Genomic DNA, 20,994 nt, shown 5'->3' with positions numbered 1-20,994 from the left:
AAGGCTTGGCCCATCCATGCTGGCCTCCCGCCCAGCCAGCATGGTGAATCAGAAACGAACTGATTTGGGAATCCCAAATCGATTCAACCAAACCCCATCCCGCTTTAGGCAACTGGTCCGGTCGCGCCTGCTTCCATCTGCAGCCCGTTGCCGACCGCATGCGCCGCCATCTGGCAGCGGCGGATCGTCTGTTCATGGACGAAACCACGGCGCCGGTACTCGATCCCGGGCGCGGCCAAACGAAGAAAGGCTACTTCTGGGCGATCGTGTCCGATGACCGCGGCCACAGCGGCCCAAGTCCGCCGATCGTGCTGTTCCGATATGCCCCCAGTCGCAGCGGTGCCTTCGCTGAGCAGTTCCTAAACGGCTTTGGCGGACGCTTCCCGCAATGCGATGCCTATGACGGTTATGATCGGCTGACCGAAGTCGCTCGACTGCAAGGGCCTTGGACGCTCGTGCATTGCTGGAGCCACTTGCGCCGGCGCTTCGTCAAATTGGCCCGCAACAGCAAATCGCCGATCGCCGAGGCCGCCGTTCGGCACATCGCACAGCTTTACGCCATCGAAGCCATGGTGCGCGGTGCATCGCCGGACATCCGGCTCGCCGCGCGAAAGGAGCATTCGTTGGCTCTCGTCGCCGCTTTGAAAATGTGGTTCGAGAAGCAGCTGTCGATGATCTCCAGCGGCTCGACACTTGCCGAAGACATCCGCTATGCGCTGAATCACTGGCAGGGGCTGACCCGCTTCCTCGAAGACGGGCGCCTCGAGCTCGACACCAACCCGGTCGAGAACGCCATCCGGCCAGTTTGCCTGACCAGGAAAAATGCGCTCTTCGCCGGTCATGAAATCGGGGCAGAAAACTGGGCCTTGCTCGCGTCGATCGTCGCCACCTGCAAGCTCAACGACGTCAACCCGGCTGCCTACATCGCCGAAACACTCGAGGCGATCATCGAAGGCCATCCTCATAGCAGGATCGAAGACCTCATGCCGTGGCGATTCCGCAAATCGTCAAGCCAGCCCCAATAAGGGTCCCGGCTAAGCGCTTACGATCAAGGTGAAGACTTTGCATTCTCGACGGGACCAATGGCACTCGCAATCGGAACTTCGCGGGTCGATGCCGGCCACGTTGATCATGATGACGTGGCGCTCGGGGTGGCGGCTACACCGTCACTTTTCATAAGAAAGCTGCCATTCAACTCATTCTAGAGAGAGCTTGAATCGCACGTAGCGTCATATTGTACGCTATCGATTGCGTAGAGTTGCGCTTCGGTTGCGGCATTTGGGACGACATTTATCGCGGACGTGTCGAGTTATGGACAGTACCGCCAATGGCATGACTGATGCTTGTTGGAATAAGCGAGACGTTAGACCAACCCCATCGACGCATGTGCACTCGACAGCCGTCCAATCCTGCTGGACTGGGGCGCTAAGGAGAGAGAGCCGTGGCGCTTTCTTCATCTGTCGCGATCGCGCTTGCGACCGTGCCGTGTCGCGCTGATGGACGACGAATGGAGAATGATGCATGGGCGAACCGGCATGAGATGCAAATCGACGGTCCCCTCAAGGTCTCTTTGTTCCAAACGCGGAGCGCGGAAGTGGACAATATAGAATCGATGACTCTACAGGAGCTGCGCTCCGCAATCAGTGGCGGCAGGGTCTTGGAGATAACTACGACAACGGGCTGTGTCGTCGGATGTTCTTATTGCCCGCAGGACAAGTTTGCCGAACGGCAAAGAGCGATATCCGACGTGAAGCATCTTTCTCTCCAAGATTTCAAGCGATGTCTGGCGCGCGTACCAGCAGCTGTCGACATCAGCTTTTCCGGGTATTCGGAGCCTTGGCTCAATCCGGCTTGCACCGAAATGGTTGAGCATGCCTATGCTTGTGGCCATGGAATCCGAATTTTCACAACCCTGGTAGGGATGAACGGGCGGGATCTAAGACGCTTGCGTGCGCTGCAGTTCCGCGTTTTCCTGGTGCATGTTTTTGATGACGGCACGCACATGGATGGTGGTCTCGTCAGGCGCAACTATGTCGATTTGATGCGCCAACTTGTCGATGCCGACATTTCATCGTTGCTCTTCATAGTCATGGGCGAGGTGCATCCCGAACTTGTCGGCATAATTCCTGACGAAGCGCTGGTTCGCTCGCGTCCGCCGGGCAGCAGGGCTGGCAACAGCGAGAAGATGGTTGGAGCGCGGCAGCCAATCGTTGGAGCACTGACATGCCCTGACGAACGGCAATATCGTAATGTTCTTCTCCCAAACGGCGACGTTACTTTCTGCTGCATGGATTTTGAGCGACGACACGTTCTGGGCAACCTTCTCCGCGACAGGTACAAGGATCTCTTCGAAGGGGCAGCTTTTTGCAAGATTGCCGATCGCATGAACGGAACGGACGGCTTCCTACTTTGTCGATCGTGTGAATTCGCCGAACCAATAACGTCGGAATGCTAATTTTTGAGAGAAGTTGACCCCTGCGAATCGCGAGCCCTGGCAAGGGTGGCCTTCCAGCTCATCACCACATCAGCCGCGGGACGACCCTGCCATAAACGGAGGGCCGCCATGGCCTGGAGCATTTTGTTGGTCGCCGGCCTGCTGGAGGTCGCCTGGGCAATCGGCCTCAAATACACTGAGGGCTTTACCAAGCCCGTTCCGTCCGTGCTCACGCTCGCGGCCATGGCCGGCAGCGTGATCCTGCTCGGCCTTGCGCTAAAGACGCTGCCCATTGGAACTGCTTATGCGGTTTGGACCGGCATCGGTGCGGTCGGCACCGCAGCGCTCGGGATCATCCTGTTCGGAGAACCGGCCGCCGCGTTTCGCCTTGCCAGCATCGGGCTGATCGTCGCCGGCATTGTCGGGCTGAAGCTCGTGTCCTGACGAAAACATCGAAAGCATTGACCCCACCAGGTCAGCGCCGCAACGATCGCCGAGGCCGGCACGTCATTCTGCAGGCATAGACGATCGAGCTGGCCACGTTCCAGCGCACCGCTGAGGGGCGCGGCGCCGATAATGGCGAGGAAAGTGGCCAAGCACAAGATGCTGATGCAAGGCCTCTGGGCCGAGACCATCTGGCCGCGACCTGGTCGTGACGCGAAAGCCCTAGCGCACGATACGCCAGCCGCCCATCAGGGTCCCACCGGCATCGGTCTGGCACAATAGCACCACCCAGAACGGCACGAAGAATTCGCTGCCGAGGATCGCCGTGCGAATAGAACGGCAATGAACCCAGCGGATCGCAGTCAGGTGAGCTTGCGATCTCTGAGTGAGCTCAGCTCCGCTCCTCGAATTACCGGTGCGACTTCATTGTGTGGTTCCAAAGAAGCTCCATCACCCAATCTCTTTCGCAGGAGCGTTCATGAAATCACCGGCGCACGGCATTCGATTCGTGTTCGACCTCAGACCCGCGGCTTGTTTAAACAACGACCGCTATTGTCGGGTGGACGACATCGCGATTGAAAAACGCCGGGAGCTTGCATCGTGCCCGTCGGCACAGAGTCTGCACACAACGAGGGCATGGGAGCGACGCTGCGAGTTCAGTGGCTCACGCTTCGTTCTGGAAGGCGCGCACTTCGTGTTCGGGAGGTGATATGCGATCTGACGTTCTTGTTCGGGCTGCCGCAGCAGTTGCGCTCGTCGCATGCGGTGTTGCTCATTCAGCGGATCTCCAGCCAGTTGTCAGCGAGCCATGCTGTTTCCAACCGAACGAACAGCTGCATTGTCTTCTGTGGCATTGTTGTGATCGGCGCGTGCAAGGCAGGTCCACACGTCTTTGTCACCGAAACCGCTCATGTGGTGTTAGGCTTCTTACCCGCCCGGCCAAATGCTGGCCTATGTCGGAGCAGCCGTGGCTTGAAAAGGCAATCGCGGCCGATATCGCCAACAGCAGCGAAGTCCGGAAAGGTACCTATGCGGCGTTCCCGCGGCAAAGGGCGCAATTCGACTACCGTCGTTTCGATGGCCCCTGGGAGGCGGCGTTGAGCAAGCGTCGCACCTGCTTGGTCCATCAGATTTGAGCGCGAGTGTATGAGTTTTGGCGGGACAGCATCTGGCGACCTCTGGGAATCAAGCTGCGCGCTCTGGGCATGTCAAAACCTGAAAGTTTGAGGCGAATGGCGTGGAGGTAGGCTGCATCCCAAGCTTCATTCGTGTTGCCTACCTCGCCCAGTGGTGCCTTGAACGCCAGTAGCCTTCTTTCTTCCGCTCAACCTGTACCCAGCGGAATCTGATTGTTGTTCCGTGCCACGCCTTTGTCTTGTTTAGGCTCCGGAGAGCCCGCCATTCTTCCGAGTAAATGCGGCTCTCTCTCGAACTCGAAAAGGCGCCGCCTTGGCATGACCGCGAGTCCATGGTTCCGAAGAATTACGCCGAGAACGATGGCGTTCCTGCGGAGCTTGCGATTTTCTGTCTTGCGACTTTCGCGCTTACGAGAGCTTGAGACCATCCTACTTCTTTGAGCATGATTGGGCGGCAGTGGTAAGCTTCACTGCCGGTCGAGGCCAGCTCGCCCGTGACTGCCACTCTGTGCGGAACCGACTCTGGCATATATTCTGGTGTGGGGAATACGAGTCAAGGGTGTGCATTCGCGTCGTCAGAACAGCTGGCTGGTCGACCACCTAACCGAATGCACGCTCGATATAGCCAAGGTACGGCAAAGCTGCCCGCCCACAAGCCCCGTCCGGCACGATCGGCCGCGCGTTGCGGAGCGTGGTATCGTCCCCTGGAGTATCGCGCCCAATCGAGCACCAGACCGTTACGCACCAACCATTCTGCGAGATCGATGCCATCAGCTGAACAGATCGCCATCGTCCGTCCACACTCATCCTCCAGGACTGACAGACAACTGACTTCGCGCTCTGCAACGAAGCTTTCAAGATCGCTCGCGGCCCTGAGGCCACATCGATATTGATTGACGTTGATATCTCGGCACATTTGAGTTTTGTCCGGCGCGTCGATGCCCCAGAGCCGAACGCGTGTCCCGTGAATTTCAAGGGTGTCGGTGCTGATGACCTTTGCCGGCCCCGTCAATTCGCCGGCAAACACGATGCTGCACAGTGCGAGCATGGTCAACACCACGATCAATCCATACATAGCGATCTTCTCTGTCGAACTACGAACATTCCGGCCGAGTGCTGCAGAGCATGGGAAGCCGCCGAACGGCGTGCCATCGCGGCTGTGCTGAGCAGGCTGCTAATGTTGCATGGGTAAGCTCGCTCGACGGATGAATCCCCGTGTATCAGCAGTGCAAGACTCCCCTCGCGTCCAACCTCGCCCCGGATGCTCTGCGACCAGGCTGCTGCGCTGACCGCATCCCGCCATTCCTCCAGGTCGTTGCGGCAGTTCGCTTTGGCCGCATCACGCACCAGCCGGTCGAACTCGGTAGTGCGCGTCCGCTCACTAGCGACCGGGCCGACGCGGACGGCCGGCCGCAAGTCGTCGAGATATGATTTCCTGGTCGCCTTGTGCGGAATGAGCATAAGCTCAGCCCCCTCGCTGCCACGGATAGCAGCGATCGCGCGTCGCCCGGGATCGCGGCAGCCGGCTGCTATCGGGGAAAGCGTACGCATCGCTTGAGCAAAACGGGCGACATGACGGCCATCGTTGCTATCAACAGCAACATGCCTTTTAAGAGCGGTGGGCGACAGATGCCCTCGCACTCACGCCGCCCAATTGGTTTCGCGAGCGCCAGCACAACCAGATCAGCCACCGGCTCGACCAAGGCCACAACTGCATAGGAAACCGCGAACGATGCGACGTCACCGAGGTTGGCGGCGCCGAAGCCCGCGCCATAAAGCGCCCAAAACGCGACCGAGACAATGATTGCAGATTGATACGCAGTCGAGAGCGCAATCGCATTACTGTACTGCAGATCGCGATAGGCAGCCTTGGATGGAATGAGCCGCTTGGCGAGCGCCCGGATGGCAAACAGCGGCACTAGACGCGTCTTGGCATTCATACCATATTGCGGCAGGTCGGTCGGAACAAAGAGCACGCCTTGCAGCAAAAGGCCGAGCGCAAGACCAAGGGCAACCGGCGCCGCGCCGAACAACAGTGACAGCGTCGAGCGCAGGACGAATTGCACTTCGGAGACCCCAACCGCAAAGTGCGGCAGGATTTCGAAAAACGTGAACACAAGGCCCGTCGCGGCGATGGCTTGCACAGCAAATGACATTGCGCCCCGCTCGCGTATGGTCTCGACCACAAGCTTGGCGATGACGCAGCCCGTCGCAATGCCTGTCGCGTACCTCAACACGAGCTTGGCGTCTGTTACTATTCCGGGTTCGATATGCACGGTCTCGAGTCCTTTCTGCCGTTGTACTCGGGCCTTCGCTCAAGAATTTGCCGGGACTGTCGTGTGACTAACGGTTGGAAACGGCACTTCACCTTCGCCACCCTCGGTCCACTGGTAACGTCCTGTTTTCGCCAGATCGGACCGGGTGTGCACTCCGCCTTCGCTCGGTCATTGCGACATTTCATGCAACAGCTATGCCAGCGCCGCTGCGGCGGTTAAGGCTCTGATTGCCTTGAAGCATCCGGCGGCGCGCAGGATTCGCCGTGTTCTGTAGCCGACATGCTCTGGCGGAAATTGAACACACATCGCGGCCAGTCTTTGGTCAACCTTTGCCGTTTCAGACAATCATTTTCGCTCGCCCATTGAAGCGGAAACTCCCGACGCCGTTGGCGCGAAGACACCGGTTCGGCATCAATCTTGCTCGACCTTGTTTCGAGGACGACGCCTATGGCGCAGCCAAATGTTTGGCGGCCCGGGTCGTCGAAATCCTCCAAGAGCTTGCTGGGTCGTTCGATTGACCTTGCGGCCAAGCATGCACGAACATGGAAATGGCGACGCACCCATCCAAACTTGGAGCCGGCATTTTCTGGATCGCAGCATCATCTCTCAGCGACGCGCCCGGCAAATTCCGCTGCACGATCTGCGACGAAGTTCTGGACGTGTTTGAAGGTCCCGGGGGAACGCTATCGTGTCGCAGTCAAACCGGATGCTAAAGTGAACATGGATCAACTTACGCCCGGTAAGCCTGCCGTCTCCGAACAGACCGCGGCCGCCTCGATGCTGAGCATTCGCGCAGTCATGCTGGGCGATCGCATCAGCCCGTCGGCTCTCGAAATCGGAACGCTAGTGTCCTCGACGCCGGTCGCTTTCCGCATTCATGCGGGCCTTGTCGTGATCTTCCGCTATGGCGTTGTAGTGCTCATCGGATTGTCGCCCTCGGAAGGAACCGCTCTGATCGAAACCCTGATATCGCGGGTCATCGGTGAACTCAGCTCCTATGAGGAGGAGAGCGCGCAGCCGCAGCTCTGCAACGACCAGAGCGCCGAGGTCATCCTGCCGGGCGGGCGGATTTTGTCTCAGAGAATTTACCGACGATCGGCTGCTGCTGATCGCCGATACGCTAGCCAAGAGCACGGCGCTGGAGCGAGATGAGCGCCGTGTCGCCGCGGTGTTCGACGTGATCGAACCCTTTGCACGCGAACTAGCCGAGCGCGGCCGGACGCCGCGGGGCCGCAAGGGCATTCTCCAACTGATCGGCAATGCGCTCCTGGTCCAGCAGCGCGTCGCGGGCCGCGTCGCCCTTGCCGAAAAGCCCGACACACTCTGGGAGAAGCCGGAACTCGAGCGGCTCTATTCGCGTCTGAAAGACGAATACGAGCTGAAGGAGCGTCTTGAGATGCTTGAGCGCAAGCTGTCGGCCATATCCGGAACGGCAAACGCACTGACGGACATCATCGACACACGGCGCTCGCTGCGCCTTGAGTGCGTTATAGTCGTGCTGATCGTGATGGAAGTTGCGATCGGATGCTTTCAGATTATTACAGCAGCTCACTGAGTGCGGCTGGCCGTAGCGCGTGGAGGCGCCTTCGTGGGGTTTGAGCGGGCCTACTGACCGACCTGACCAAGCGTTGACGTGGGACGCGCCGTTAGGCTGCACTCAGCTGCGGACTTCGGCTATGTCTTCCCGTGCTCGTGGACGCGAGGTTCGGCGAAATCCCGGTGCGCTCGCGAACACAGCAAATAGCCGAAGCGAGTTCGTTTCCCCGAGGATCGAGCAAGGATAGGGGGTGTATGGCAGACGCGCGGCGGAGCGTTCATGTGGACGATCCAGCGCCACCCAAGAAGGCCCTTTTGCCCAATTTGCAGCGGGCCGCCACTCAGCTTCTCTGCTGTTCTCGACTTGGTCGCGGAATACTTGCCAGGCCTTGCCCCGCCGCCCAGGCGCAGCCAGCGACTACCGAAACAAGGTCGGTCGATTTCACCAGGACGCCTCACTGGGTTGAGCGACTGCCTTTCGCCGCTTTGCCACATCGCTGCGGCTCGGTCGACGTGTCCTGCCGTGATTTCCCTTGCGCGGCTGTTAGCGAACGGTTGCATGATCCGCCAGCGCGAAAACGCGCGCTGCAACTGGACATGAAAGCTCAGAACTGCGGATCTCGCCCTCGCTAACGCGAAGGTCGCCGAGCTTGACGCGGCCGGGGACTGCGACCGGGCGTGCATAGCGGCTCCGCGTCAGCGATAAATACTAAACGGATGACAAAGGAACTACGCCGCGAATTTCGATGCGGTTTTGAGCTCGCAAGCATGCGCCGAGATTTTCTGACGTCCCCATCCGCTCTGGACATTCCATCTTGCAGGACTGTCCCTCAAAGCCCCCTGGACACTCACGCACGCTCGGCAGCTCCTCTCAAATCCGCTTCCGAACCGATCCAGGCATGGCGATCCTTCGCTGGCTGGTTCAGGAGCCCGGCGAGCCTGAGGCCTTCAAGGACTCCTTCGAGCCGCTGTTCGCGAATGATTGCGGCTAGCAGCGAAACGGCCTCCTCCCGATCCACGGTGAAGCAGACGTCAGGCGCTCGCTCAACCAACAGGTCCAGCAAGGTCGGAAAGTCAGCGACGTGGTGGCGTAAGGTCGAGACCACATCATTCGCGAGATAGGTCGCCAAATCAGCATTCGGCGGCGCTTCAAAGTCCAAGTCGACCTCGGCGCGCTTCTCGATCGCATGTCGTATCAACTCGCCCTGCCGTCTTGCATTCATCGAGAGCATGAACACCGCATCCGCGAGCTTCTCGCGCGGCAAGCTTCTCAGTTCGGCTATGCGGGCCTGGATGTCGCCGACCAAACTCTCACGGCGTGCCTCTGCTCGCCGCGCGTTAGCGGCTGCCCTGCTCTTTTGTAATCGAACCATCGTCATGCTCTCCGGCCGATCATATATCCCGGCGATACAGGCGAATGAAAGTGCAAAATTGTGTGCTGCGTGCGCAGCCCGCCTGACGAACGCGCAGCCGGCGGTCGCGCGAAGGAGTCACAAAGCGCTAATTTCGTGATCCGCTCGTGCCTGTCTGTCTACAAGGCGCTCGATGGCACGTTCGTGGGGCCGGCGGCTATGGCGAAGCGAAGTCCTGATTCCAGCGTTCCGTTTGTAGGTGATAGGCAGCGTCGCGAGGCAGTGGCGGCAGGCGGATCGCCGCGAACTCCAAGAAGGACGAAACCGGCCAGATATTGGGGAAGAGAACCAGGATTGGTCGACAGATCCGAGGTGGACGAGCTAATGCCGCCAATGCGTTGCGCCCTGTTTCGGATCCGCTCGCTTTGCCTATCTCCGGGGCATATTATAGCGGAACCTGGCAAGGGCCCGCCCGGTAGATGGAAAGATCGGGACTCGATTGAATCAGATGAAATCTCAATTTCGCGCGTGATCTCGTTGTATCGCGAGAACGCCGCAGCCTGCCAATCAGCCGCTATCCCGAAGCTTTAACCAAATTTGAATAGCACACCGTAACCGCCACGTGGGTAGCTCCACTCGATATCACCACTTTCTTCGCAGATCACCCGGCAGGTGCCGCACTCGATACATCCGTCGACTGTCACCTCAACATGACCTTTATCGCTGAGCTCGTAGCACCGTGCAGGGCAGGCCTTCAGCATCGATAAGAGCCGCGAGGATGGTGTGGTGTGCGGCCGCACCTTGATATGGGCGCGGCCGGAATCAACGAGATAGCGGTTGTAGAACAGTTTGTCCTCGACACGTCGGGATGGCTCGCTCGGCATTGTTTCTGGCTCCGTCGTTCGTCGTTGTCTTTGGTTTGTGATCACCGCCAGGCCCGGGCAATGCGCAGGGCATCGCTGAACAGTCCACTCCACGACCGCGCCTTGATGAACGAGCTCAGCATCAGCTTCTCTTTCTCAAGCTTTGGTGTGCCGTCGACGCGCACGTAATCCTGCATCGCCTTGGAGAAGAGCTGCGGATATGTGAGAAAGAAGTTCTGCGAGTGGGTATGCATAAGTGCCGGCATATCCTTGTACTTCTTCAGGTCCTTGATCACGAACGAATCATTCAGCAGCTTTTTGTAAAGCGAAAGATTTTTGGCCGTCATCGGATCATTTCGCGATTTGATAAGGCAGATCGCTTCCGCGGCGATACGGCCCGACGTCATCGCCAGATTGGACCCCTCGCGATGGATGGCGTTGTTGAGCTGGGCGGCGTCTCCGACAACGACCCAGCCCTCACCACAAAGCTGCGGGATCGCCTTGTATCCACCTTCGGGGATCAAATGCGCGGAATATTCCTTTACTTCCGAACCCTCGATCAACGGCGCGACGGACGGGTGACGCTTGAAGCCCTCGAGCAGGCCGTAAGGCGTCTCGCCGGTACGCTGGAAGTCGGCAACAAGACAGCCGATACCGAGCGATATGCATTCCTTGTTGGAATAGATGAAGCCCATACCGGTCATGCCGCGGGAGATGGTTCCGGCGGCTTCGATGACGAGCCCCTCGTCGCCTTTGAGATTGAAGCGAGCATCGATTGTCTCGCGCGATAGGAAATGCATCTCCTTGACCGCGAGTGCGACCTTGTCCGGTTTCGGCCGCCCTCTTAAGCCCGCACCCGTCCCCAGCACTCCGTTCACCCCCTCGGCCAGCACGACGACATCTGCATGGATTTCACCTCCATCTCGGTCTGTGCGCACCCCGACGACCCTCCCATGGGAATCCTGGAGGAGCTCGGTCACCGTGGTCTCGCACAGCACCGTGGCGCCGGCCTCGCGGACCTTCTGGGAGAACCATTTATCGAACTGGGCGCGGATGATGGTGTAGCGGTTCGGCTTCTCCTCGTTGAAATCATCGGAGCGATAGTGAATCCCGGTGTGCGAACGCTCGTCGACGATCCAGAAGCGTTGCTCGACGAGATGCCGCTCAAGCGGTGCATCTTCTCGGAAATTCGGGATCAGCTTCTCCAGCATATCGGCATAGAGGATGGCGCCTTGCACGTTCTTCGACCCCGAATACTCGCCGCGCTCCAGCTGCAGCACTTTTAGGCCCCGTTCGGCCATGATCAGCGCTGCCGCATTCCCGCCCATGCCAGCACCGACGACGATCGCGTCGAATCTTTCCTCGATCATAACAAGCTCCCCTATCCAGCGATGCGGTCGTGCGAGTGCGGCGACAGCTGCGCGCGGAATGCAGAGGTCAATGCGGGCAACAGTCGAATGGCGTCGGTGACGATGCCGATATGGGCGAAGTCGAAGATCGGAGCGTTCTTGTCGGTGTTGATGGCAACGATGAGGTCGCCCCCCTCCACCCCAACGCGATGCTGGATCGCGCCGGAAATACCGGCCGCGATATAGAGCTTTGGCCGAATGGTTTTCCCGGTCTGGCCGATTTGTCGGTCCGAGCTGACCCAGCCCTTCTGGACCAGCGGCCGCGAGCAGCCATATTCGGCGCCAAGCACGTCCGCGAGCTGCTGTACCAGTTGGAAGTTCTCAGGCGACCCCAGACCGAGCCCTCCAGCGACGACCACGTCGGCATAGGCAAGGTTGGACTTTTTAGAATCGCGGTCTGGCAGGAACGACAGCACTTTTGTGACGATATCTTCTTCTACAAGCCCGAGCGGATGCGAGATGACGCGCCAGACCGCGCCGGTCACGCGGTCGGGCATCGGCATGACGCGCGGACGGACGGTTGCCATCTGTGGACGGTAGTTCAGTGTGTAGATCGTGCACAATAGTGAGCCGCCAAACGTCGGCCGGGTCGCTGCAAGCGAGCCGTCGGCATCGACATCGAGCTCGGTGCAGTCGGCAGTTAGGCCGGTGAGCAGTGTGGTGGCCACTGAACCGGCGAGATCGCGGCCGAGTGTAGTTGCCCCTAGGAGTAGGATTTCCGGCTTGTACGTATCGACCAGCTCTGACAGGGCCTTGGTGTAGGATTCATTGCGATAATCGGCCAAGAGATCATCCGCGACGATATAGGCGAGGTCGGCGCCGTAGCAGAAGGATTCGGCGACCGCCTGCTGCGTCGTCTCCCCGACTGGGCCGATGACAACCGCGGCGAGGTCAACGTTGAGCTTGTCGGCAAGCCGTCGGCCGGCACCCATCAGCTCCCAGGAGACGGGGTGTACTATCCCGCGTTCCTGCTCGATGAAGACCCAGACGTGCTTATACGCTTTGAATCGTTCGGGCAGCTCCCTCTTGGTCGCCGCGCGACCACCACCCGCGGCCGGAGCTGCGCTTTTGGGTGCGGTGCTCATCATCTGTACTCCCATCCGTGTTCAGTAGCGGCTCGCCAGCGAAGCGTGCTCCGCCTCCAGCTTTGACTTCGCGGGTGAAGATTGCTTCAGTTAACGTTCGGCCGCGTGCCCGCCGTCATTTTGTCAACACCGCCTGGCAGCAGCGCGGGGCCGAGACACCCATTGCTGGACTTTTGTCGACGAGCCCGGAAGCACGCGCTGCGGGCTCTTTCCGGGTTCGGCATTCTGGGGCCACCATTTGGCAACTAGTGAGGCACGCAACCGCGCGGTCACGCGAGCCGATCGATTGGTCCCCCTCATCTTCGAGATGCAACCGAGCTGGAACAGATCGAGGACCTACCAGAGGCTCGGCTGGTGCCATTGTCGGCCGCGAGCTTGCCGGTGAAAACGCGATCCATTACTCTGAATGCCCTCGCAATCTTGCCGATTGCAGCGACACGCCCGCAACTCTTGGCGAGGGCACGAGGGCCGGCGGTGAAGCCGCCCGTCAACGGCGCCGCGCGGCCGGCGCTGGAGAGCAAGGTGTCCCCCCGGGAAGTCTCGGCCATAGATCGGCCAACGGGAGTGATTTCGTCGACGAATCTTTGGCGCGGATCAAGCGCAGCTTTCAGCTCAGCCAGGCCGGAATATGCAACCATCGCTTTGGCGTCGTGACGCATCATGATGCCGACAGGCAGCGCGCGCGAAACTGCGCGGCGTCCAAAACAAACTCGATGCGGACCAAGGTGTGCATTCGCTTCTCCAGAGTAGTTGAGCATATGTCAGCAATTGTCGTACCAATTGCGCAGACGGTGAAAATTGACCGCCAATACAGAATCTTACTGAAGGAAATCGGATTGGCAGCCTCTCACGAGGATCGGAACATTCGAAACCGTGCTGACCCGTGTCCGGAATGCGACAGAAGACAGTCATCCGAACCTTGCTGCGCTTTCCTCGCTAAATATGCGCTCCCCGCTGCCGGCGTACCATTGCAGGAGATAGCTGCACCATGAGACCAGCTTGAAACGACGGAAATATCCGGGCTGAGCCGTGATTACCTTAAGGAGCCGAGTCCAAGCTGCGGATCCGCGAGGCCCGTAACTGCAACTTGGGTCGTTGGCAGGTTCTCTGAACCTTCACGCTCCAGAGCACGAGATATAAACTCAATTCACTCCAAAGAACCGAGCTGCACCAATGCTGGATGCTTGTTCGGTTGTGGTGCGGCCGCATCCTTCAGGACCTTGAACACGCGCTGTTCGATCGGGGAGGACGTGACGAAGTCGGCATAGGCGCGCTCAAGCGTGGCCTTGCAACGCGAGGCGATGTCAGGATCTGATGCACCGGTAAACTCCTCGCCGGCGAGATATTGACCCATGCGACGAAGGATATGAAGCCGCGCCACGTCGATGATTTTCGCATTGTACTCGACGCCGAGCAGTGCAAAAAACTCCTCTGCCGCCGAGGCCTTGTTCAATTGCGAAAGGATCCCGTCCGTCGTCATTTTCAACCTCCATTAGATCCGCGCCGAGAAACCGTCCTGGCTCGAATGTTCCAACCTGATCGCGCGATGCGCATTGCTGACCACCCGATCGCCCTCGGTTGACGAGCGATCTCTCGTGAATGTCGCGCCAGATCGCCACCACCGTTTTCTGGGAAACTGGGCCTTTGTGCTCGATGGCATGCTTGCTGACGCGCGCGAGAATGGTTTCGGTTTGCTCGGCGGTGACCGAAACCTGCAACTCGGACAAGAGCGAAGTGATAGCGGCAAGGCCTGAATGCTTGCCGATCACAATGCGGTGGGAGCGGCCGAGTAACTCCGGGTCGAGCGCTTGGTAGGTGGGCCGGTCTTTTTGAGAGCCCACGTGGATGCCGGGTTTATGGGTAACGACATGCTCGTCGACAATCGCCTTGTTGAGCGCAATGGTGCGGCACGCTGCGGCTGCAACGGCGGCCGCGAGCTTTTCCAGTTCAGATACCAGCACGCCGGTATCACGGCCGTAGAGCTGCCTATCTGCGACGGCAACTTCCTCCAGCGGCGCATTGCCGGCTCGCTCGCCCAGTCCAATGACCGTCACAGAGGCGTGCGTCCCACCGGCCTTGATCGGCGCCAGCGTATTAGCCGTCGCTAGCCCAAGATCGTCATGGCCGTCGAATTCGAGCTCGAGATCGGTGCTGGCGCGCAGTGCGGCCACGAGCGCGAAGGACGCGTCGGGATCGAGTACGCTCAGCGTATCTGCGACACGAAAGCGCCGCGCGCCGGCCGCCTTGGCGATTGCGATCAGGTCGATCATGAAGTTGACATCGGCACGCGAGGAGTCTTCGCCCTCCACCGCGACATACAGTCCCCTGTTGCGAGCATAGGCCACGACGCGCATCACCCGCTCCAGCGCGGCCAAGCGGCCGCCACCGAGTTTCGCCGCAATCTGCACGTCGGACGATGGAATCGATAGGCTGACCATCGAAACACCGGCCTCGATCGCCGCATCGACGTCCGCGGGTTTCATCGGCACCAGCCGATGATCGTGGCCGCAAGGCCCGCTTCGGCGACCGCTCGGATCGCGGTAATCTCTTCCTGACCCATCGCCGGCGCTCCGGCCTGGATCTGCGTGACTCCGGCCGCGGCCAGCGCACGCGCGATCGAGACCTTTTCCGGTGTCGTGAAGGCCGCGCCGGGTGTCTGTTCGCCGTCGCGCAAGGTGGTGTCGTTAAGGACTATGGACCTCGACCGATCTTTGTTGGGCCCGGTAATTGCGGCGGCGAACGCCATCAGCGGCTCCGTATGTTTATTCCGGAAGCTGTTCAGCAACTGCTGTGCCAACCCGCTCGAATTCCCAAGAACCTGTGAATGACGCCGAATTTCAGATTAGTCGGGTGTGTCGCAAATCCGACAGGGTGGAAACGGCGGAGCGCCAGGTTCGGTGCGCTTGCGACCGAGCTGAAGGCAGGCGCCGAGCTTGGAAGCTTGCTAGCCGGCCAACGGTTCGGGCCTCACCTCAAGCTACAGCACTTCGGGGAAGACGCGTGCATTCCGGCGCTTAAGAAGATTTTTGAGCCATCGGGTTCGGTCCAACCACAAGTCGGTGTTCGTAAATAAGTTCAGCGGGGCGCGATCAAGAGGCGGATGTTGGCGTCGATCGTCGCGTCAACATAGAACATCTCGGCGGTAAATGTGACGGTCGCCTCCGCCAGTTATCAAGCCGCGATCATCAGGCGCCGCCGCGTCCTGCTTAGGCAGCCTGCGCGAAGTTGTTTGTGTCTTTTCAAACCCGTCTCGTCATGTGACAGCTAGCCGAAAGCTCGTCCGATACACCCGGACTCGCGCCTGGAGGGGGGATGGATTCACGGTTGAAGTGCAACGGCTGATTTGAGTTGGGAGAATGCCTCGGCAGGCGTTTTGAAGTCCAGACATTTGCGTGGGGTGTTGTTGAGGCGCTGAACATGCCGTCGAAGATCGGCGGCCGTGAGGAGATTGAGATCCGTCTTGCGGGGCAGCCAGCGCCGTAAGCGGCCGATCGAGTTTTCCACGCCGCCTTTTTGCCAGGGGCTGTGCGGATCACAGAAGAAGGTCTGGACGCCGAGGATATGAAGCCGATGGTGCTCGGCGAACTCGTTCCCATTGTCGAAGCTGATGGTTTGGCGCATCCTTGGTGGCAGTTTGCCGAGCTGGCGGGCGATGGTCCGAGAGGTGGGGACGGCTTTTCGATCGGCCGGACGACAAACCATGCTGAAGCGGCTTTGTCGTTCGTGGAGAACCATCAGCCCCTGACCACATCGGGAGAACATCATGAAGTCGGCCTCCCAATGGCCTGGCGCCTGGCGGCCGTCGATCTCAGCAGGTCGTTCGGTGATCGAGCGCCGTTGTTTGATGAGGCTGGCGGAGCTGCCGCCCCGTCGCCGGCGCCCTCGCATTTTCTTGTGACGCGGCAGCAGGCGATCCCAGTAATCCTTCTGGGCCGTCCGATGATAGATGAAACGATAGATTGACTCATGGCTGATGATGACGCGACCATGCTTCAGCGCCAGCCGACCGGCGATCTGCTCCGGCGAATGTCCCATCGCAAGGCTTTTGCCGACGCGTCTTCGCAGGCCTGGCTGGCGCGCCAGCTTAAAGCGACAATCCCACCGCCTCCGTCGCTCGGCTAATTGCTGGGCCCGGACCGGCTCGTAGCCACCGGCCCAAGCCTTCGTCGGCCTGGAGTTGCGCTTAAGTTCCCGGCTGATCGTCGATGGCGCCCGGCCGAGTGCAGCCGCAATTTGATTTTGAGATATACCGCCTGCATGCAGGCGGTATATCTCAACGCGCTCTTCAAGGCTGAGCTGGCCATAATCTTCCCATCGCAACAACACCTTAGCAGGTGTTGCACTTGCATCGTGAACCGAAGGGGCATCCATTATGAGCTCAGTCTTGCGAACTTGGGATGGCTTGGACTGAGTCATCGAGACGACGCAGATGATCCCGCCGGCGTCCGGCCATCCGGCTCTCCCCGCTCTCCTCGCCGAAGCAAAGATCAAAATCATTGCATTCCGTGCAGACCGGCGTGGTACACACCACCAGACCGTCATCTTCGCATAGCGTGCGATAGAAGAAGCGCTTCCAGCGCATGTTCTTGGTGTTGCGAGCCGCCAGCGGCCCGAAATGGCGCATCAGGAGGCGGGACAATTCGTCCCGCTCCCGCAGACCGAGATCTTCCCACAGGTGATTAGGCTCCATGGCGCGCCGCGCGATCATCGTCGCGAGCCAACCGCCGACCTCGCCATGAGTGGAACGTTGCGCAAGCAGGAGGTCGCGCACCATAATCGTCTCGTCAGGAGCCGGTAACGCGGACTGTTCGCGCCAGGTACAACTCCTGACTGGGGTGGATGGGAAGTATTGCACCAAGAGCGCATCGAGCTCCTGGTTAGTCAAGCCAGCCCGTTCGGGAAGTTGGCCGCCATCCATAGCGGATGCGGCGAGAACGCAAGCGAGCACATGGCGATCGAAATCGTCATCGTCGCTGATGTCGACTTCTGTTGGATGGCGCCCGGTCAGAAGCCCGTAGAGCTCACTTGGGTCGCGCTGCTCGGCGATGTGAGCTGCTGATACAGGAGATGACATCGTATCGGCCAATTTGCTTTGTGTGCCAATCATGAAGGTCCCCCAGCTTCTGAGTGGACGATGTCGGCCTTCCCCGGTCGAGAAGGCCGACAACATCAACTATGCCGAAACAGCGGCGAGCTCGGCGGCGGTCTTGCCGACCAGGCTCTCGTCGACAGGCTTGATGATGCCGTGCTCCATGAGCATATCCTCGAGCTCGTCCATGCTGATTGGCGTCGGGATGGCGCCTTGTCCCGCATTGTTGTGGATCTTGGTCGCGAGATTGCGATAGTGATCCGCCTGCTTGGACTCTGGCGCGTATTCCAGCACAGTCATGCGGCGCAGCTCCGCGTGCTGCACGACATTGTCTCGTGGCACGAAGTAGATCAGCCGGCTGCCGAGCTTCTTGGCAAGAGCATCTGCCAGCTCCAGCTCCTTGTCCGTCTGCCGCTCGTTGCAGATCAGGCCGCCGAGGCGCACGCCGCCGGAATTCGCATACTTCAGAATACCCTTGGAGATGTTGTTGGCGGCATACATCGCCATCATCTCGCCGGACATCACGATGTAGATTTCCTGTGCCTTGTTCTCGCGGATAGGCATCGCGAAGCCACCGCAGACAACGTCGCCGAGCACGTCGTAAGAGACATAGTCGATGTCCTCATAGGCGCCATTCTCCTCCAGAAAGTTGATCGAAGTGATCACGCCTCTTCCGGCGCACCCCACCCCCGGCTCTGGACCGCCGGACTCGACGCATCGAATGTCCTTGTAGCCGAGCTTGATGACGTCCTCGATTTCGAGGTCCTCAACGCTGCCGGCATTCGCCGCCAGACTCAGAATGGTGTCCTGCGCTTTGGCGTGCAGGATGAGGCGAGTCGAGTCCGCTTTGGGATCACAGCCAACGATGAGAATCCTTTGACCCAGCTCAGCAAGAGCCGCCAGCGTATTTTGCGACGTTGTCGATTTACCGATGCCACCCTTGCCATAAAACGCGATTTGTCTCAGCGAAGACATGTTGCTCTCCATCAACCGATTGCCAATTTTTCGCGCGGAACGCGCGAGGCTGTTTCTCTCTCTCAGAAACGTGGGCACACGGGTTTCGGGAAGGAGGCCATCGCTCGCCATCGGCGTCGGCGTGCCCTCAGCCCTCACTCGTTGTTGCTGCATCCAGTTAGCAACTGGCGTGCCATTCGTTCGCACGCGCGTTAAGCATCTGACTAGGCTCGACTAATAGCGCAGCGTCCGAGACTGGATGCTGTGGCGGACCCGACAGCGGCAAGAGCTCTGAGACAAACCCGACAAAGCCGGCGCGTGGATTCCACTACGAGTGCCGGGCGAAAGAGCGCGGAACGGGGAATGCCGGGCCAAGTCAATTGAGGACCATCCGGTGCAGATGGGGTTCGAGGACACGCCAGCATCAAAGGCGAATGTTCCACGACCGGCATGATGGGTACTTGCCGGCAGATGGGTGGCATATCGCTTGCTTTGCCAGTCGCGGAACGCTGTTTCCGTGTAACGCGATGTTGTGAGGACAATATGCCTGGAATTGGAAGTAAGTTGCCGCCGTTCGACATCACAGGCGTGAAGCCCGGCTTTCACCTGCAAGAGGAGAACGGGCAGAGCGCCTTCGAGACGCTGACTGAGAGGAGTTTCCCCGGAAAATGGAAAGTCATCTTTTTTTACCCGAAGGATTTCACATTCGTCTGCCCAACCGAAATCGCTGAGTTTGCTCGCCTGTCCAAGCATTTCGCCGATCGCGATGCAGTCGTGCTTGGTGGCTCGACCGATAACGAGTTCTGCAAGCTCGCCTGGCGGCGTGAGCACAAGGATCTGCACCGTCTATCGATCTGGCAGTTTGCCGACACCAAGGGCGCACTGGTCGATGGCCTTGGAGTGCGATCGCGTGATGGCATCGCGCATCGCTACACCTTCATCGTCGATCCTGAGAACACGATCCAGCATGTCTATGCGACAAGCCTCAATGTCGGCCGCAGCCCGACTGACACGTTACGCGTTCTGGATGCGATACAGACTGATGAGCTCTGCCCTTGCAACCGCGAAATCGGCGGCGACACGCTTAAAATTGCCTGAGGCAACATATCGAAAGTGCAGCAAGGAGCAGCTCCCGCATTCGAAGGACGTCAGATTCAATCGTTGGTCGGATACCAGATGAGACGATCTTACCGCAAATGCGGCCAGCTGCTAGCGAGTGCGGCCCGCAATTCAATTCTCATTGCCGACATGGAGTCTGCCGCGGCCGCCGCGCTGTCCGCGCGCGGCACTCGCGGCGGCGAAATCGACGGTCTCGATGATAACGATGAACAATGTTCACCACTGCTTTGCTCACCTCACAACAAATCCCGCATACAAGAGGATGCCGGCGCGGCTCCGCATGAACATACAAAATGCTTGTACGCTTCTGCGCCTGCTGTCTGCACATCTCCTGCCGGACTACCTATGTTGTCGCCCTAGGCCGGATCGCGGCTATTCCCTTCTTTCTGCGGCTTGCCGGCCGGCAGCATCATCAGAGCGATCTGCGTCAGCCGCCGGCCGCTAATGCTGTAGGCCGACGATGTCGGCCCCGGACTCGGAAAAATGGTGCCAAGCTCCCTCTTGGGGGCAACTAGGTTCCAGTCGCCGCGCCTCGAGAAGTATGGAGGCAGAGGGAGATGGCTCAGCGCCGAATGACGTCTACCGGCCGAGATGATGATCCGCCGGCACGCTCGCGGACCGTGTTTTCCCAGCTCAGTAAATCTATATTCACGATGTAAGCCGCTCAGCAAACCGGTCAGCTCGTTCATCGCGCGAGCTGCTCCTCGGGCGCAGGGACCTGAAAAAGATCAGGTGGCCCGGCGGTCGTAAGCCGCCTGGCCGTCTCGATCATCACGCCGGTCAATTTCCGAACATTCACGCGTATCTCAGCGCTGGTGACCCAAGCCAATCCCCAAGGTACGTGCTTTCTGTCTTAGAGAGCCCTCGGATCGCTTCATAAGCTTTGAAACCCTAGCTACAGGGGTGCGGGCCTTTGAGTGCGCTTTGAGCAGCTTGACGTCATCCTTACTATACTCTTTGCGCTTGGTGCTTTTTGCCACGTGTTCTCCGATTTCGCTTTGCACATTTGCCTGCAGCGTCTTGCTTTTGGCGAAGACGCAACTGCTTCCCATTACCATATCAATGGTCATCGACAACTATTCAAGCGGATTTTTCTCTTCGAGATAAGAACTGGAACTACACGCGAATTTGTCCTCTGTCCTCTGGATCTTTATCCGCGTGACAAACCCGATTTTCGACGTGCACGTCAGCCCCTTCAACATGGAAGCAAGCCATAGAGAAGGGACGCTCGATGCGTCTTCGAAAAACAACTCGAAAAGCGCTTCTTGCTTGAATGCGCCGACTTCACTCACCAATT

General features: G+C 59.3%; 16 protein-coding genes and 2 pseudogenes. 5 read left to right on the top strand and 13 right to left on the bottom strand.

Annotated features, from left to right (window positions below; genetic code table 11):
- Positions 1–47: 47 nt before the first annotated feature.
- The 3 genes from IVA92_RS08115 to sugE all read left to right on the top strand — a co-directional run bounded on the left by IVA92_RS08115 (position 48) and on the right by sugE (position 2,878).
- Entirely contained in the window at positions 48–1,025 is a 978-nt protein-coding gene (locus tag IVA92_RS08115; RefSeq protein ID WP_346658118.1) for an IS66 family transposase, read from the top strand.
- A gap of 416 nt (positions 1,026–1,441) precedes the next feature.
- Positions 1,442–2,455, top strand: a complete 1,014-nt coding sequence (locus IVA92_RS08110; RefSeq protein ID WP_247279067.1) for a radical SAM/SPASM domain-containing protein — start codon at positions 1,442–1,444, stop codon at positions 2,453–2,455.
- A gap of 108 nt (positions 2,456–2,563) precedes the next feature.
- Complete coding sequence (sugE, locus tag IVA92_RS08105; RefSeq protein ID WP_247279066.1) at positions 2,564–2,878, top strand: quaternary ammonium compound efflux SMR transporter SugE; 315 nt, start codon at positions 2,564–2,566, stop codon at positions 2,876–2,878.
- 1,689 nt (positions 2,879–4,567) lie between these two features.
- On the opposite strand, the gene IVA92_RS08095 is transcribed toward sugE, so the two are convergent.
- Together IVA92_RS08095 and IVA92_RS08090 are read right to left on the bottom strand one after the other, a co-directional pair.
- The gene (locus IVA92_RS08095) at positions 4,568–5,089 is read right to left on the bottom strand and encodes a thermonuclease family protein (RefSeq protein ID WP_247279065.1); all 522 of its coding nucleotides are present in this window, start codon (positions 5,087–5,089) and stop codon (positions 4,568–4,570) included.
- Between the two features lie 454 nt (positions 5,090–5,543).
- Entirely contained in the window at positions 5,544–6,290 is a 747-nt protein-coding gene (locus tag IVA92_RS08090) for an energy-coupling factor ABC transporter permease (RefSeq protein WP_247279064.1), read from the bottom strand.
- Between the two features lie 777 nt (positions 6,291–7,067).
- On the opposite strand from IVA92_RS08090, the pseudogene IVA92_RS08085 reads away from it, so the two are divergent.
- Positions 7,068–7,845, top strand: a pseudogene (locus IVA92_RS08085) (RMD1 family protein).
- Between the two features lie 829 nt (positions 7,846–8,674).
- Here IVA92_RS08085 and IVA92_RS08080 read toward each other — a convergent pair.
- The 9 genes and pseudogenes from IVA92_RS08080 to nifH form a co-directional block, all read right to left on the bottom strand.
- Complete coding sequence (locus IVA92_RS08080) at positions 8,675–9,205, bottom strand: hypothetical protein (protein ID WP_247279063.1); 531 nt, start codon at positions 9,203–9,205, stop codon at positions 8,675–8,677.
- A gap of 560 nt (positions 9,206–9,765) precedes the next feature.
- Entirely contained in the window at positions 9,766–10,062 is a 297-nt protein-coding gene (locus IVA92_RS08075; RefSeq protein WP_247279062.1) for a ferredoxin family protein, read from the bottom strand.
- Positions 10,063–10,103: 41 nt separating this feature from the next.
- On the bottom strand, positions 10,104–11,411 hold the full coding sequence (locus tag IVA92_RS08070; protein WP_247279061.1) for an FAD-dependent monooxygenase: 1,308 nt from the start codon (positions 11,409–11,411) through the stop codon (positions 10,104–10,106).
- A gap of 11 nt (positions 11,412–11,422) precedes the next feature.
- A complete protein-coding gene (locus IVA92_RS08065; protein WP_247279075.1) occupies positions 11,423–12,535 on the bottom strand; it encodes an electron transfer flavoprotein subunit alpha/FixB family protein in 1,113 nt (370 codons plus the stop codon).
- Positions 12,536–13,682: 1,147 nt separating this feature from the next.
- Positions 13,683–14,015 (bottom strand): nitrogenase stabilizing/protective protein NifW, encoded by a 333-nt coding sequence (nifW, locus tag IVA92_RS08060; RefSeq protein ID WP_247279060.1) that lies wholly within the window; start codon positions 14,013–14,015, stop codon positions 13,683–13,685.
- Between the two features lie 118 nt (positions 14,016–14,133).
- Positions 14,134–15,281: pseudogene (locus IVA92_RS08055) on the bottom strand (homocitrate synthase); the annotation flags it as partial.
- A gap of 572 nt (positions 15,282–15,853) precedes the next feature.
- Positions 15,854–16,906 carry an IS30 family transposase gene (locus IVA92_RS08050; RefSeq protein ID WP_247279059.1) on the bottom strand — a complete coding sequence of 351 codons (1,053 nt, stop codon included), beginning with the start codon at positions 16,904–16,906 and terminating at the stop codon, positions 15,854–15,856.
- 7 nt (positions 16,907–16,913) lie between these two features.
- A complete protein-coding gene (locus IVA92_RS08045) occupies positions 16,914–17,609 on the bottom strand; it encodes a nitrogen fixation protein NifQ (RefSeq protein WP_247279074.1) in 696 nt (231 codons plus the stop codon).
- A gap of 99 nt (positions 17,610–17,708) precedes the next feature.
- Positions 17,709–18,599 carry a nitrogenase iron protein gene (gene nifH / locus IVA92_RS08040; protein WP_026233535.1) on the bottom strand — a complete coding sequence of 297 codons (891 nt, stop codon included), beginning with the start codon at positions 18,597–18,599 and terminating at the stop codon, positions 17,709–17,711.
- 522 nt (positions 18,600–19,121) lie between these two features.
- Between nifH and IVA92_RS08035 the strand changes: the two genes are divergently transcribed.
- Positions 19,122–19,676: a peroxiredoxin gene (locus IVA92_RS08035; RefSeq protein WP_247279058.1), complete on the top strand. Its 555-nt coding sequence runs from the start codon at positions 19,122–19,124 to the stop codon at positions 19,674–19,676.
- Positions 19,677–20,053: 377 nt separating this feature from the next.
- Here IVA92_RS08035 and IVA92_RS08030 read toward each other — a convergent pair whose 3' ends face one another.
- Both IVA92_RS08030 and IVA92_RS08025 read right to left on the bottom strand, forming a co-directional pair.
- A complete protein-coding gene (locus tag IVA92_RS08030) occupies positions 20,054–20,386 on the bottom strand; it encodes a hypothetical protein (protein ID WP_247279057.1) in 333 nt (110 codons plus the stop codon).
- A gap of 117 nt (positions 20,387–20,503) precedes the next feature.
- On the bottom strand, positions 20,504–20,767 hold the full coding sequence (locus IVA92_RS08025; RefSeq protein ID WP_247279056.1) for a hypothetical protein: 264 nt from the start codon (positions 20,765–20,767) through the stop codon (positions 20,504–20,506).
- Positions 20,768–20,994 lie beyond the last annotated feature (227 nt).

It is taken from the genome of Bradyrhizobium sp. 154 (genome assembly GCF_023073875.1).
In the GTDB taxonomy this organism is placed as follows: Bacteria; Pseudomonadota; Alphaproteobacteria; order Rhizobiales; family Xanthobacteraceae; genus Bradyrhizobium.
Note: the sequence above shows the minus strand (reverse complement) of the source record. Positions and strands in the feature narration are given on the sequence as shown.

Bases quoted from the DNA above. Each gene is read 5' to 3' on its own strand.
- sugE (WP_247279066.1), top strand. From the start codon at position 2,564: ATGGCCTGGAGCATTTTGTTGGTCGCCGGCCTGCTGGAGGTCGCCTGG.
- IVA92_RS08095 (WP_247279065.1), bottom strand. From the start codon at position 5,089: ATGTATGGATTGATCGTGGTGTTGACCATGCTCGCACTGTGCAGCATC.
- IVA92_RS08080 (WP_247279063.1), bottom strand. From the start codon at position 9,205: ATGACGATGGTTCGATTACAAAAGAGCAGGGCAGCCGCTAACGCGCGG.
- IVA92_RS08075 (WP_247279062.1), bottom strand. From the start codon at position 10,062: ATGCCGAGCGAGCCATCCCGACGTGTCGAGGACAAACTGTTCTACAAC.
- IVA92_RS08070 (WP_247279061.1), bottom strand. From the start codon at position 11,411: ATGATCGAGGAAAGATTCGACGCGATCGTCGTCGGTGCTGGCATGGGC.
- IVA92_RS08065 (WP_247279075.1), bottom strand. From the start codon at position 12,535: ATGAGCACCGCACCCAAAAGCGCAGCTCCGGCCGCGGGTGGTGGTCGC.
- nifW (WP_247279060.1), bottom strand. From the start codon at position 14,015: ATGACGACGGACGGGATCCTTTCGCAATTGAACAAGGCCTCGGCGGCA.
- IVA92_RS08050 (WP_247279059.1), bottom strand. From the start codon at position 16,906: ATGGATGCCCCTTCGGTTCACGATGCAAGTGCAACACCTGCTAAGGTG.
- IVA92_RS08045 (WP_247279074.1), bottom strand. From the start codon at position 17,609: ATGTCATCTCCTGTATCAGCAGCTCACATCGCCGAGCAGCGCGACCCA.
- nifH (WP_026233535.1), bottom strand. From the start codon at position 18,599: ATGTCTTCGCTGAGACAAATCGCGTTTTATGGCAAGGGTGGCATCGGT.
- IVA92_RS08035 (WP_247279058.1), top strand. From the start codon at position 19,122: ATGCCTGGAATTGGAAGTAAGTTGCCGCCGTTCGACATCACAGGCGTG.
- IVA92_RS08030 (WP_247279057.1), bottom strand. From the start codon at position 20,386: ATGAACGAGCTGACCGGTTTGCTGAGCGGCTTACATCGTGAATATAGA.
- IVA92_RS08025 (WP_247279056.1), bottom strand. From the start codon at position 20,767: ATGACCATTGATATGGTAATGGGAAGCAGTTGCGTCTTCGCCAAAAGC.